Consider the following 12,589-nt stretch of genomic DNA (forward strand, 5'->3'; position numbering starts at 1 on the left):
TCGGCCCAGAAGCTGAGGTCCTTGAGCAGCCCACTCCCGGACAACCTCCCACGCAGACCTCCCCCGTGCGGACATACTCCCCGGCGTGCCCCGAAGCAGCCTCCTCCGCCGCCTCCGACGCGGCCGGCGACAAGGAATGGCCGGCTCCGACCCCATGGTCTTCGTGATGCGCGAAGTCTTCGACGGGAAGCCCGTCCTCACCGTTTATCACGAGTCGGACGGGGACTGGCAGTACCTGACCGAGGGCCAGGCCACGCAAGAGAACTGCCAGATCGTGCACCAGAGTCACGTCTACGAGGTCGACTCCTCGTTGCGGGAACTCGCTTCGATGCCGATGGGAACGTGGGCCGTCAGGCACACGCCCGGCGCCCCATGGATCTTTGGTGAGGACACGGACGAGGAGAACTCGTAGACGACCCCAGCAAGGGGCACTCGGCGACTTGGTCTCATGTCCCTCAGGCCGCCCTGAGGGCGAGTCGCGACCGCGTCGCCCTTCAGCTGTCGACCGGCCAGAAGAGGTCCGTGCGCAGGTCGCGGGGGTCCATGTCCGGCGAGGGCTGGGTGACGTAGACCTCCCACCGCTCCGAGGACGGCGAGAGCCCCTGCTCATCGAGCCAGGCCGCGAGCCGCGCCCACGCGTCCCCGAGACCGTCGAAGGACCCGCTGTGCGTCACCCGCGCGAGCCGGCCACCGGGAAGCCCGCCGGCGACCACGTTCCCGGTGGCCCGGACCTGCCGGTCGACCGGGAATCCGACCTCCAGGTCGACGGTCTCCGCGAACGGCCCGCGGTACAGCGCGAACGCGGGGCCGAGCAGCGCCACGCCCTGGTCGGTCGTCGTCGTCACGAGTTCTCGGAACGAGGCGTCGAAGAACCCGGTGAGGCCGGACACCGGGACCACGGCGCGCACCACGGCTGTGGTCACGGGCTCGGCGCTGAGCACCTCGGGCTCGAGGTCGGCCACGGCTCCTCCTCTGATCAGTGGTGGGAACCGGATCGGCCGAGAGTCTCCTCGGACGTCGCGCCGGGCCGGGTCCACTGCGGCGCGGGGCGGCTGGTCGGGCCCCCGGTGCGCTGCCCCTCGACGTCCGTGCGCCAGAACGAACCCGCGCCGCGGCCCTCGGGCCAGCTCTCGGGGTTGTCCTCCCACGCCTCGCCGCGCCCGTACGGGGTCATGTCGAGCAGGGCGAAGATCCCGTCCATCGGCTCGGTGCCGCGGTCCGTCACCGAGTAGGTGAGGAAGGCTCGGTCGCCGTCGCGCAGGTAGACGGCGAACAGCCCCATCTCGCCACCGATCGGCTCGTCGATGCCCCGGACCGAGTACCAGGGCTGGGTGTAGCCCATGAACTCGACGAAGTCGGCCACCTCGTCCCAGCTGCCCGTCGTCACGATCGCGAACGAGACGCCGCGGGCGTTGAGGTAGACCGCGTCCTTCACGTGCCAGGCCGAGATCGTGCAGCCCTCGCACTGCCCCTGGGACGGCGCGCCGTCGTACCACATGTGCTTGTAGACGATCAGCTCGTCGCGGCCCTGGAACAGGTCGAGGAAGGGAACCGGGCCGTCCGGGCCGACGACCTCGACCGTGGCGTCGAACTCCACCATCGGGAGCCGGCGCCGGGCCGCCGCGATCGCGTCGCCCGCGCGAGTGTGGGCCTTCTCGCGGACCAGCAACTCGTCGCGAGCCGCCTGCCAGGTGGTCAGGTCCACGATGGGCGGGCGGCCGGGCAGCGCGGTCGTCATCGAGTTCCTCCGGAGGGTGTCGCGACGGTCACCTGCATCGACCGGCGGCCTCACCAGAACTCATCGCCCGCTATACGTCGATCGAGAGCTCGACCTGCACGGTGTCGCCGAGCTCGAGCTTCTCGCGCCGGCGCACGTCGGTCTTCACCGGGACGACGTAGCCGCCGTCCTTGGGGAACAGCGCCGTCCTGAACGACGTCGCCCCGATGCGGACGCCGGCCGGGATCATCCCCCAGCCGTAGCTGACCAACGACGACGCCGCCTCCAGCGCACCGCACTCCTCGTCCGGGACGGTGACGAAGTGGAACGGCGCGGGCCCGCGCCAGTACCAGAGCTCACCCCTGAACTGGAGGTTCATGCCGATGAGGATGGCAGCCACCAGGGACAGGACGCCGGTGAGTCACCCCGCCGGATGACTCACCCGCGGCGGAGGTGCCGGACCGTCGGTACCTGCGTCGATCCTGGAGGCGCGAGGGGGGAGGCGACCGTGCAGGCGAGACGACCGGCGCCGGTGGCGCTGCTCTCGGCGCTCTACGTCATCAGCGGCGCGCTGTGCTTGTTCGCCGCCGTCCGGCCGACCGCCGTCCGGACGCCGGTGACCCTGCTCTGGGTGCTGGCGGCCATCGGACTGCTCGGCGGGGCCGGGATCTGGGTGCTCGGCGCCCGGCTCCGGGCCGAGGTGCTGCACGCCGCCGTCGCCGGGATCAGCCTGCTCATCGGGGTGCTCGCCTGGCGATCGGCGACCCCGGTCGGCATCGTCGGCCTCGGGCCGGTGCTGATCGCCGTGGGGCTCTACGCGGCGCACTTCTTCTCGGTGCGCGCGGCGCGGGCGCACGTCCTGCTGCTGGTCGTCGTCGCCAGTGCCGGCGCCTGGGCGGCCCGACCCTCGGGGTTCGTCGTCCAGTGGGTCGTGCTGGTGGTCGCCACGCTCGCGCTCACCGAGGTGCAGGCCCGCCTCGCGCTGCAGCTGCGCACCGCCGCGGCCACCGACCCGCTCACCGGCGTGGCCAACCGCCGCGCCTGGGAGGCCGAGGCCACGCGCAGCCTCGCGCACGCCGTCCGGACCGGCGAGCCGCTGTCGGTCGCGATCCTCGACCTCGACCACTTCAAGGAGGTCAACGACCGGCACGGGCACGGCGCCGGCGACGACCTGCTGCGCGACCTGACCAGCGGCTGGACCCTCCGGCTGCGCCAGGCCGACCTGCTCGGCCGCTACGGCGGCGACGAGTTCGTACTGTGCCTGCCCGCGACCGACCGGTCCGGCGCCGAGGAGATCCTGCAGCAGCTGGCCGCCTCGCACGAGTTCGCGTGGTCCGGCGGCGTCGCCACGGCCGAGGACGGCGACACGCTCAGCTCGGTGCTCGCCCGCGCCGACGCCGACCTCTACCGCCAGAAGCGCACCGGCCGGGCCTGAGCCGCAAGCCCTCAGAGGGCGCGCCAACAGGTGGTCGACTGCGGCCTTGCGGTGTTGTGGAGGCTCTTGCGGTCGTGCAGGACCGCAAGAGCACGCGAAACACCGCAACAGCGGAGCCGGGACGACGTGGCGACGGGAATGCGCGGCCGGCGCTTCCGACTTGTCCCCGACACGACCAGACTCGGGGCTCCCGGCAGGAAGGACTCCGACATGACCTCGGACGTCGACACCGCACTCCCCTCCCCCGCGCTGGCTCCGACCGTCGCCGACGTCATGCGTCCGGCGGTCACCACCGTGGAGCCCGGCGCGCACCTGGCCGGTGCGGCCTACCTGATGAAGCACTCCGGCGACAACGCGCTGGTGGTCACGGCGAACGAGCGGCCCGTGGCGATGGTGACCGACACCGACATCACCCAGGCGGTGGCCGACGGGCGCAACCTCGAGGAGGTGCGGATCAGCGACCTCCCATCCCGGGAGCCGATCGTCGTCGCGCCGGGCACCGACGTCCTCACCGCCACCCGGACGATGCTGCTGCACGGCATCCACCACCTGCCGGTCGTCGACGGCGAGCGGCTGGTCGGCATCGTCGACATGACCGACCTCTGCCGGCCCCTGGTCGGCTAGTTCGCGGGACCGGCCGCCGCGGTGCAGCGCCGGCCCATCTCGCGCAGGTGGTCGCGCAGCTCCGGCGGTGACAGCACGGTGAACTCCGCGCCGGTCATGGCCAGCGCGGTCGCCGGCCAGTCGAGGTTGTCGGCGTCCACGAGGACCCGGCAGCGCCGCGGTCCGTCGTCCTCGACCGTCGCCCACCGCCCGATCCGGTTGCGGACGACGTCGGCGGGCGCCTGCACGACCGCCTCCACCGCGATGCCCTTGGGCAGGTCGACGATCCGGTCGCGCACGAACGTGGCGGCATCGGGCGCCGGCAGCCGCCGCGGCGCGAACCGGGCCCCGGTGCCCTGCGGGCCGACGAGGCGGTCGAGCCGGAAGCTGCGCCAGTCGCCGCGGTCCAGGTCGTAGCCGACCAGATACCAGCGGCGGCCGAGCGAGACCAACCGGAACGGCTCCACCGAGCGGTCGGTGCGGGCGCCGTCCGCAGCGGTGTAGGCGAAGGTGATCCGCTCGCCGTCACGGCAGGCCAGGGCGACGGTGGTCAGGACGGCGGGGTCGACCCCACCTCCCGTGGCCTGCGCACCCCACTCGCCCGGGACGGTCATCGCCCGCAGCGCGTCCACCCGGCGCCGCAGCCGGGCGGGCATCACCTGCACGACCTTGGCCAGCGCGCGCACCGACGTCTCGGCCATGCCGGCCACCTCGACCGCCGCCGCTGCCTGCAGCCCGACCGCGAGCGCGACCGCCTCGTCGTCGTCGAGCACCAGCGGCGGCAGCGCGGCGCCGGGCGCGAGCGCGTAGCCGCCGTCCACCCCCCGTTGCGCCTCGACCGGGTAGCCGAGCTCGCGCAGCCGGTCGACGTCGCGGCGCAGCGTCCGCACCGACACCGCCAGCCGCCGGGCGAGCTCGTCGCCGGACCAGTGCCGCCGGGACTGCAGCAGCGACAGCAGACGCAGCATCCGGGAGCTCGTGGCGGCCATGGTCGAAGTATGTCCGGATTGAGGACAGAAAGTGGCCGTTGAGGTCTCTAGTGTGGTCCTCAGCAGCAAGGACGACGAGAGGCGGCAGCCATGACCAGCACCCAGACCACCCTGACCGGCGAGCGGGCCGACCTGGTGCAGACCCTCGACAAGCACCGCGGCTTCTTCCGGTACACCGTCCGCGACCTGACCGACGAGCAGGCGACGACGCGCACCACCGCGAGCGCGCTGACCCTCGCCGGGCTGATCAAGCACGTCGCGCACACCGAGCAGAAGTGGGCCGACTTCGCCCAGCGCGGCGCCCAGGCGTTCGACACGAGCAACTGGGGCGTCGAGGCGTGGCAGGCGGAGTGGAGCCTGCAGCCGGGCGAGACCCTGGCGAGCGTGCTGGCGGAGTACGAGGAGATCGCCGCCCGGACCGACGAGCTGGTCGCGACCCTCGACCTCGACGCCGGCTACGCGCTGCCCCAGGCCCCGTGGTTCGAGCCGGGCGCGGTGTGGTCGGTGCGCCGGACCGTCCTGCACATCATCGCCGAGACGGCCCAGCACGCCGGGCACGCCGACATCCTGCGGGAGTCCCTGGACGGCCAGAAGACCATGGGGTGAGGACCCCGACGGCTCAGGCGGCCTCGGCGAGCTGCTGGAGGACCAGGCGCTGGTCGAGCAGGCGGTCCATCTCGGCAGCGGCGTCGTCGATCCGCCGCTGGTTCTCGCCGCTCGGGCACCGGTCGAAGCGCCCGCGGGCGCTGCCGAGTGCGATGTAGGCGACCGAGATCTCAAGGTCGATCTCGTCGACGCTCGTGACGATGGGGTTCATGGCGACCTCCTCGACGCGCTGTCGTTGAGGCAAACGGTAGGTGTCAGGTATGACGGTTCTGGGTCACCGAAGTCACCGCCACGCACCGTGTTCGTAACCTGCGTCACATCCGGCTCGCCCGCCGCTGGCGCCTACCGGGCACGCGCGACGAGGACGACGACACGGGGTCGGTAGGCCACCCGCGCGGGCAGTGCGGCCACCGCCGCGGACCGCACGTCCCCCGCCCGCCGCACTCCCAGCGCGTCCAGCCAGGCCGCGAACGGCGCCTGGCCGAACCGGTAGTCCACGAGCTGCTCGGCCCGCTCGATGCCGACGTCGACCGTGCACTGCTCGGCCGCCACGTCGTCCAGCCCGGCCTCGCGGGCGGCCCTCGCCATGGCGGGGGCATCGCCCACCAGCGGCACGGTGTCCGCCTTCATGGCCAGGTACCAGTCGGGGACCTGCCAGCCGGCATCGGCCGCGGCCGCGTCGACCCGGTCCCGCAGCGCGCTGCGGAAGTCGGTGGCGAAGACGCTCGCCAGCACCGCGCCCCCGCGCCGGGTCACCCGGCCGAGCTCGGCCAGGCCGCGGACGGGGTCGGGCAGGTGGTTGAGCACGAACGCGGCGACGGCCGCGGCCACCGCGTCGTCCCCCAGCGGGAGCGCCCGGACGTCGGCGACCACGGACGGCGGACGGTCGGCGGCCCGCCAGCCGAGCATGCCGGCCGACCGGTCCACCGCGACCACGCGCGCCCCGGCCGCGACCAGCGGCGCGGTGGCGGCGCCGGTCCCGGCGCCGGCGTCGAGGACCAGGCGGCCCTCGAGCGGGTGCGGGCACCGCCGGACCAGCGCCTCGGCCGCCGGGCCGTACACCAGGCTGGCTCCGCTCGCCCAGCGGGAGGCCGCGCCGGAGTACGGGTCGCCGCTCACGCCAGGCCCTGGCGGTGGACGGCGGCGGCGACTCGGTCGGCCCACCAGCCGAGCTCGGCGTCGTCCCCGAGAGCCTTCTCCCAGCCGAACGCCGCCATGATCGCGACGACGCACAGATCCAGCTGCCGGTCCCACCAGTTCCCGGTCGGGATGCCCGCCGCCTCCAGCTCCGACCGGCAGCGCTCGATCGCCGCCTCCTTGGACTCCGGCAGCCGCTGCCGGTTCAGCGCCAGGTACCAGCAGAGGTCCCAGCACACCGGGCCGGCGCCGGGATAGGCCCAGTCGAGCAGGATCGTCCGGCCGTCGGGGTGGCTGCCGAGGTTGCCCATCTTCCAGTCGCCGTGCAGGAAGGTGCTCGGGGTCGTCCCCAGCGGTCCGGTCACGAGCTCGGGTCGCGCCCAGACCTCCGCGGCGATCCGCGCCAGCTCGGGCGCCCGGTCGGGCAGCGCCCGCCAGCCGACGTCCGCCGCGGCGATCGGCCCCGGGACGTCGTCGACCAGCAGCTCCGGGGCGATGGTGGCGGGGGCGAAGAACCGGATCCGCTCGGCCATCGAGGTCAGACCACCGATGCCGTCCGTCCAGCCCCAGAAGGCCGCGGAGAGGGCGGCCAGGTGGGCGAGGAACCGCGCGTGCTGCTCCAGGGGCACCGGCGCATCGCCCTCGGGCACCAGGTGCTCGCCGACGTCGCGCATCACGACGGTGAGGACGGCGTCGTCCCCCTCGCCCTCGACGGCCATGCCGACCACGGCGGGGTCGATGCAGGCCGGTGCCGCGGCCATGATCCCCGCGCGCCAGACGAGGTACGGCCGGTGCACGTGGTCGCCGGTCACCCGCATCACCCAGTCGCTGCGCGGGGACAGCCGCTTGACGAACCAGCGCGCGCCGTCGGCCTCGATCCGCTCGAAGGTGGAGCCGGTGCGGGCGTCGCCCGGGCGCACCTCGACCCGCGAGGTGGCCCGGGCGAGCAGCCCGTGGACGTCGGTCACGGGGTGGCCTCGTAGAGGATGTTGAACGGGTTGTCGAGCGGCACCCGGCGGAAGCTCGCGAAGCCCGCCTGCCGCCCGAGCTCGACGGCGACCGGCTCGGGCAGGCCGCACGTCCCGAGCCCCGCGCCGCCGACGGCGAGCGACGAGGTCATGCAGTACAGGATGCTGAACCCGTAGAACACCGTGCCCAGCGGCCCGACGTTCTCCGCCACGCTCTCGGAGGCGTTGATGTCGAGGCACACGTAGCGCCCGCCGGGCCGCAGCGCCGTCCGGATGCTGCGCAGCAGGGCCAGCGGATCGGCGGCGTCGTGCACCACGTCGAAGGTGACGACGACGTCGTAGCGGTCCGGCAGCCCGGCCGCCGCGTCGCGCACCTCGAACCGGACCCGGTCGGCCACGCCTGCCTCGGCCGCGCTGCGGCGGGCCCGCTCGACGTTCGCGGGCACCGCGTCGAAGCCGACGTAGCGGCCGTTCGGATAGGCCTGCGCGAGGGTGACCAGCGCGCGGCCGGCCCCGCAGCCGACGTCGGCCACGTCGGCGCCGCGCTCCAGCAGCGCGGCGACGGCGGGCATCGCCGGGATCCAGACCGGCAGCAGCTGGTTGGCGAACCAGGTGCCGCTGAACCGCTCGATCCCCTGCCAGAAGCCGGTGCCGTACTCCTCGGGCGGCACGCCACCGCCCGAGCGGAAGGCCGTCGCGATCGCGTCGAGGTGCGGCAGCGTGCCCGCGATCTCCTGCCAGACGCCGGCGAAGAAGACCGGGCCGTCCTCCTGGGCGACGACCGGGACGTGCTCGGCGGGCAGCTCGTAGCCGCCGGTCCCGTCGATCCGCAGGTAGCCGGCGGCCGTCATGCCGGCCAGCCACTCGCGTGCGTAGCGGACGTCGATGCCGGTCCGCTCGGCCAGCTCCGCGTCGGTCAGCGGGCCGGCGTCGGCGAGGGCGCGGAAGAGCCCGAGCCGGTCGCCGAGGGTCGCGAGCAGCACGGTCATGGTGCCGGCGAGATCGCCGAGCGCCCGGCCGACGAACGACTCGACGGCGGCCGGGTCGGCGGTGGGGGCGGGTGTGGTGGTGGTCATGGTGTCCTCCGAGGGGTGCGGGTGGATGCCGTCCACCGTGGGCGCCGGAGTTTGCAGCCGGTTTGCAGTCACGGCCGCCACCGGTCGAGCTGCTCGCGGACCGAGCGGGCGATGGCGTCGCCGTCGGGCCGCGGCCGGGCAGCCGTCACGACCTGCTGCGCGCGCTGCTCGGCGAGCCGCCAGACCGCGTCGCTGCCGGTCGCGGCGGCCAGCTCGCCGAGATCGCGCCAGCCGTCCGGGCCGGCCAGCGGGAGGAAACCGTCGACGAGCGCGGGCAGGCCGTCGTGCGGCCGTCCGGCGGCGGTGGCGGCGAGCACCGCGGCGCGGCCGGCGTAGCGGGGGTCGCCCCGGGCGGCGGCGTCGACGGCCAGGGCGCGCGCCCGCTCCTCGGCCTCCGCGGGCCGGCCGTCCCGCAGCGCCAGCCGGGCCAGCAGCAGCCGGTGCCGATGGCGGTGCCGCCAGCCCATGCTCCCGGTCCAGTCCGGGAGATCGGCGCACCGGTCCAGCGCGGCCGCGGCCGCCACCGGATCCCCCGCCGCGAACCGGTCCTCGGTGAGATCGAGCAGCCCGGCGTAGACCGGTTCGCGGAAGGTCTCCACCTGCGACCACCCGGCCGACCGGGCGTGCAGCTCGGCGGCGTCGTCGAGCCGACCCGCGGCGCGGAGCAGCCAGCCCCGGAGGTTCGCGGTGACAGGTGGGAAGCGGAGGTCGCCCACCCGGTCGGCCTCGCGGTCGAGGTCGTCGACCGCGTCGTACGCGGCCGCCCACGACCCGGTCAGCGCCAGCGAGAAGGCCACCGTGAAGCGGGCGTACAGGCCGGCGAAGGGATGCCCCAGGTGGGGGTCGAGCAGGCCCCGGCGGGCCACGTCCAGGGCCCGCGCGGGAGAGCCCGTGTGCACGAGCAGCTGGGCGTGCCAGACCTGGGCGACGCCCCGGACGGCGGCGGGTGCGACCTCCACCGCCTCGGTGAGCAGGGTGCCCGCGGCGGCGAGGTCCCCGCGGTTGTGCCGGAGCCGGCCACCCAGGGCCAGGCAGCTGGAGCGGACGGCGGGGTCCGTCGTCCGGGTCGCACCCTCGTCGGCGTACCGCCGCGCGGCGTCGTAGTCGCGCCCGTAGTAGGCCACCCAGCCGGCCAGCTCGAAGGCGGCCGCGCCGGCGCCGTCCGCGATCGCCCGCTCGGCGTCCGCCCGAGCCCCGTCGAGGTCCAGGCGGGCCAGCCGCAGCCGGCCACGGGCGAGGTGCGCCGCCGGGGTGGCGTGCAGCAGCAGCGCGTCGTCGAGCAGGCGCTCGGCCTCGCCGCGCTGCCACCGCGCGGCCGCCCGCTCGGCCGCGTCGGTCAGGGCAGCGGCGCCCAGCTCCGGCTCGCCGCCGAGGCGGGCGTGGTGGGCGACCGCGAGGGGATCGGCGTCGCCTCGCGCGGCGAGCAGCCGGGCCGCGCGGGCCTGCGCCGCCACTCGACGAGGCGGCGAGACCCCGTCGGCGACCGCCTCGCGGACGACCTCGTGCGCGAAGACGAGCCGTGCCCCGGCCGCCGCGAGCAGGCCACCGCGCGCCGCCCGCTCGACCGCGTCGAGCACCTCCTCCGGCGGCGCACCGGAGACCGCCGCGAGCAGGTCGACGTCCACCGCGGGCCCCAGGACGGCGGCCAGCCGGAGCACGTCGGCCGCGGTCCCGAGCCGGTCGACGTCGGTCGTGACGGCGGCGACCACCGACCCCGGCAGCTCGGTGTCCTGCGCGCGGGCGAGCTCGACGAGGAACAGCGGGTGCCCGCCGCTGCGTGCGTGCAGGTCCTCCCCCCGCGCGGCGCCGACGAGGGCGGTCGCCTCGGCGAGGGACAGCGGCGGTAAGGGAACGTGCGCCGCACCGGGCAGGTCCAGGCCCGGACCCGGCCGCCGCGCGGCGACCACCGCGACCCGCTCCGACCGGCGGAGCAGGAACGCGAGGAACTCGCCGGTTCCCGCCGCGGTCAGGTGCAGGTCGTCCACGACGACGACCAGCGGCCGCCCCTCGCGGGCGCGGTCGAGGACGGCGACCAGGCCGGCCATGAGGGAGCGCCACCCCGCGTCGGCATCGGACACGGTGCTGACCGCGGGCGGGGGCTCCGCGCTGAGCAACGGCCCGAGCAGGGACGCCTGAGGGCCCAGGACGGCGGTGCCGCGGGCCCGCACCAGCCCCGCGAGCGCGTCGGCGACCGGTTGCAGCGGCAGCGCCCGGCCCAGCGGATCGGCGCGGCCCTGCACCACCAGCGCCCGCTCGGCGGCCCGGGCCGTCCACGCCCGCAACAGCGCGCTCTTGCCCATGCCGGCCGCTGCCTCGACCACCAGCGCGGTGGCACTCCCGCGCTCGGCCGTGGCCAGCGCGGCGTCCAGCCGCCGCAGCTGCTCGGCCCGGCCCACCAGCGGCGGGCCGGCGACCGGTGGGCCCACCTCGCCGCGGAGCACGGCCAGGTGCAGGTCGCGCGTCGACGCGGCCGGATCGGTGCCCAGGTCGTCGGCCAGCCGGCTGCGCAGCTGCTCGAAGGCGGTCAGCGCCGCGGCGGGCCGGCCGGCGGCGACCTCGGCGCGCATGGCCAGCCGGACGGCCGCCTCGTCGTAGGGGTCGTCGTCCAGCAGGGCCGCGGCCAGCTCCCGGGCCGGCTCGGCCTCCCCGACCAGGAGGGCGGACTCGGCGGCCAGCCGCCGGACCCGGGCGACGGTCGTCGCCGCCCCGGACCGCGGACCGACGGCCCACGGTCGGTCCTCCTCCGGCAGCAGCGGCCCGCGGACGAGCGCCAGGGCGGCGCTCGCCGCGGCGAAGGCGCCCGCGCCGTGCCCCATCCGCAGCCGCTCCGCGATCGCGTCCGCGCGGGACTCCAGGTCGGCGAGGTCGAACCAGTCGGCGGCGAGCGCGTAGCCCGCGTCGTCCCGGTGCAGCCGGTCGGCCCCCAGGACGCCGCGCAGCCGGCTGACCAGGACGCTGAGCTGGTCGTGCGGAGCGGCCGGCAGCGCGTCCCCCCAGACCGCGGTGGCGAGCTCGTCGACCTCGACGGGACGACCCTGCGCCACGGCGAGCCGCCGCAGCAGGGCCCGGGCCTTGCGGGAGCCGAGTGCCCGCAGGTCGTGGCCCTCGATCTCGAGGCCGCCCAGCACCCGGACGCGCAGCGGCGCCTCCCCCTGTGGCCCGCCGCGCGAGGACACGCCGCGCAGCGTAGGCGGCCGACCCGGCGCGGAGGGCTACGCCAGCTGCTGGATGCGGACCAGGTTGCCGGCGGGGTCGCGGAAGGCGCAGTCGCGGACGCCGTAGGGCTGCTCGGTCGGCTCCTGGACGACCTCGGCGTCGGCGGCCTGCACGCGCTCGAAGGTGCCGTCGAGGTCCTTGGTCGCCAGGAGGATCCAGCCGTAGGTGCCCTTGGCCATCATCTCGGCGATCGTGCGGCGCTCGTCGTCGGTGATGCCGGGGTCGACCGCCGGCGGCGCCAGCAGCAGGGACGTGCCGGACACCCCCGGCGGGGCGACCGCGATCCAGCGCATCGCGCCCTGGCCGACGTCGCTGCGCACCTCGAAACCGAGGATGTCGCGGTAGAACGCCAGCGAGGCCTCCGGATCGGTGTGCGGGAGCACGGTGGTGTGGATGGTGAGGTCCATGCCGGTCACGCTAGGTGCGGCCCGACGCCCTGTGCTTCTCGATTCCTGACCGGTCTGGTGACCTGCTTCGACACGCACGCCGGCAGCCCGGCCGACCCCTCTGCCGCGAGCGTCCGGTAGGTGCTCGGCGGCATGCCGACCAGCTCGGTGAACCGGGTGCTGAAGGTGCCCAGCGACTGGCAGCCGACGGCGAAGCAGACCTCGGTGACCGACAGGTCGCCGCGGCGCAGCAGCGCCATCGCCCGCTCGATCCGGCGGGTCATCAGGTACGAGTACGGCGACTCCCCGTAGGCCGCCTTGAACTCGCGGGACAGGTGCCCGGCCGACATGTGCGCGCCGCGGGCGAGGGCTTCGACGTCGAGCGGCTGTGCGTACTCGCGGTCGATCCGGTCGCGCACGCGGCGCAGCCGGGCAAGGTCGCGCAGGTCGGTCACC

15 protein-coding genes are annotated in these 12,589 nt (G+C 75.2%); 4 read left to right on the forward strand and 11 right to left on the reverse strand.

What is annotated here, in order from left to right:
• The first annotated feature begins 136 nt into the window (after nt 1-136).
• Nucleotides 137-412 (forward strand): hypothetical protein, encoded by a 276-nt coding sequence (locus GGQ55_RS01625; RefSeq protein ID WP_179714816.1) that lies wholly within the window; start codon nt 137-139, stop codon nt 410-412.
• An 82-nt stretch (nt 413-494) separates the two neighbouring features.
• Here GGQ55_RS01625 and GGQ55_RS28150 read toward each other — a convergent pair whose 3' ends face one another.
• From GGQ55_RS28150 to GGQ55_RS01640, 3 genes are all read right to left on the reverse strand, one after another.
• Complete coding sequence (locus GGQ55_RS28150; protein ID WP_179714817.1) at nt 495-962, reverse strand: GyrI-like domain-containing protein; 468 nt, start codon at nt 960-962, stop codon at nt 495-497.
• A gap of 14 nt (nt 963-976) precedes the next feature.
• Entirely contained in the window at nt 977-1,738 is a 762-nt protein-coding gene (locus GGQ55_RS01635) for a DUF899 domain-containing protein (RefSeq protein WP_179714818.1), read from the reverse strand.
• Between the two features lie 70 nt (nt 1,739-1,808).
• Entirely contained in the window at nt 1,809-2,096 is a 288-nt protein-coding gene (locus GGQ55_RS01640; protein WP_179714819.1) for a DUF1905 domain-containing protein, read from the reverse strand.
• 129 nt (nt 2,097-2,225) lie between these two features.
• Between GGQ55_RS01640 and GGQ55_RS01645 the strand changes: the two genes are divergently transcribed.
• Together GGQ55_RS01645 and GGQ55_RS01650 are read left to right on the forward strand one after the other, a co-directional pair.
• A complete protein-coding gene (locus GGQ55_RS01645; RefSeq protein ID WP_179714820.1) occupies nt 2,226-3,152 on the forward strand; it encodes a GGDEF domain-containing protein in 927 nt (308 codons plus the stop codon).
• Between the two features lie 210 nt (nt 3,153-3,362).
• Complete coding sequence (locus tag GGQ55_RS01650) at nt 3,363-3,776, forward strand: CBS domain-containing protein (RefSeq protein WP_179714821.1); 414 nt, start codon at nt 3,363-3,365, stop codon at nt 3,774-3,776.
• Here the strand turns inward: GGQ55_RS01650 and GGQ55_RS01655 are convergent.
• Nucleotides 3,773-4,744: a helix-turn-helix transcriptional regulator gene (locus GGQ55_RS01655; RefSeq protein WP_179714822.1), complete on the reverse strand. Its 972-nt coding sequence runs from the start codon at nt 4,742-4,744 to the stop codon at nt 3,773-3,775. The two genes, GGQ55_RS01650 and GGQ55_RS01655, sit on opposite strands and share 4 nt — an antisense overlap.
• A 90-nt stretch (nt 4,745-4,834) precedes the next feature.
• On the opposite strand from GGQ55_RS01655, the gene GGQ55_RS01660 reads away from it, so the two are divergent.
• On the forward strand, nt 4,835-5,350 hold the full coding sequence (locus GGQ55_RS01660; RefSeq protein WP_179714823.1) for a DinB family protein: 516 nt from the start codon (nt 4,835-4,837) through the stop codon (nt 5,348-5,350).
• Between the two features lie 13 nt (nt 5,351-5,363).
• Here the strand turns inward: GGQ55_RS01660 and GGQ55_RS01665 are convergent, their stop codons facing one another.
• From GGQ55_RS01665 to GGQ55_RS01695, 7 genes are all read right to left on the reverse strand, one after another.
• Nucleotides 5,364-5,561: a hypothetical protein gene (locus tag GGQ55_RS01665; RefSeq protein WP_179714824.1), complete on the reverse strand. Its 198-nt coding sequence runs from the start codon at nt 5,559-5,561 to the stop codon at nt 5,364-5,366.
• Nucleotides 5,562-5,692: 131 nt separating this feature from the next.
• Nucleotides 5,693-6,469, reverse strand: a complete 777-nt coding sequence (locus GGQ55_RS01670) for a class I SAM-dependent methyltransferase (protein ID WP_179714825.1) — start codon at nt 6,467-6,469, stop codon at nt 5,693-5,695.
• A complete protein-coding gene (locus GGQ55_RS01675) occupies nt 6,466-7,455 on the reverse strand; it encodes a phosphotransferase family protein (protein WP_179714826.1) in 990 nt (329 codons plus the stop codon). The genes GGQ55_RS01670 and GGQ55_RS01675 overlap by 4 nt, the downstream gene beginning before the upstream one ends.
• Nucleotides 7,452-8,531 (reverse strand): class I SAM-dependent methyltransferase, encoded by a 1,080-nt coding sequence (locus tag GGQ55_RS01680; protein ID WP_179714827.1) that lies wholly within the window; start codon nt 8,529-8,531, stop codon nt 7,452-7,454. Before GGQ55_RS01680 ends, GGQ55_RS01675 begins: the two co-directional genes overlap by 4 nt.
• A gap of 68 nt (nt 8,532-8,599) precedes the next feature.
• A complete protein-coding gene (locus GGQ55_RS01685) occupies nt 8,600-11,707 on the reverse strand; it encodes an ATP-binding protein (protein ID WP_179714828.1) in 3,108 nt (1,035 codons plus the stop codon).
• Nucleotides 11,708-11,743: 36 nt separating this feature from the next.
• A complete protein-coding gene (locus GGQ55_RS01690) occupies nt 11,744-12,154 on the reverse strand; it encodes a VOC family protein (RefSeq protein WP_179714829.1) in 411 nt (136 codons plus the stop codon).
• A 5-nt stretch (nt 12,155-12,159) separates the two neighbouring features.
• Entirely contained in the window at nt 12,160-12,588 is a 429-nt protein-coding gene (locus GGQ55_RS01695) for a helix-turn-helix transcriptional regulator (RefSeq protein WP_366488537.1), read from the reverse strand.
• Nucleotide 12,589: the final 1 nt, after the last annotated feature.

The organism is Petropleomorpha daqingensis, from assembly GCF_013408985.1.
Lineage (GTDB): Bacteria > Actinomycetota > Actinomycetes > Mycobacteriales > Geodermatophilaceae > Petropleomorpha > Petropleomorpha daqingensis.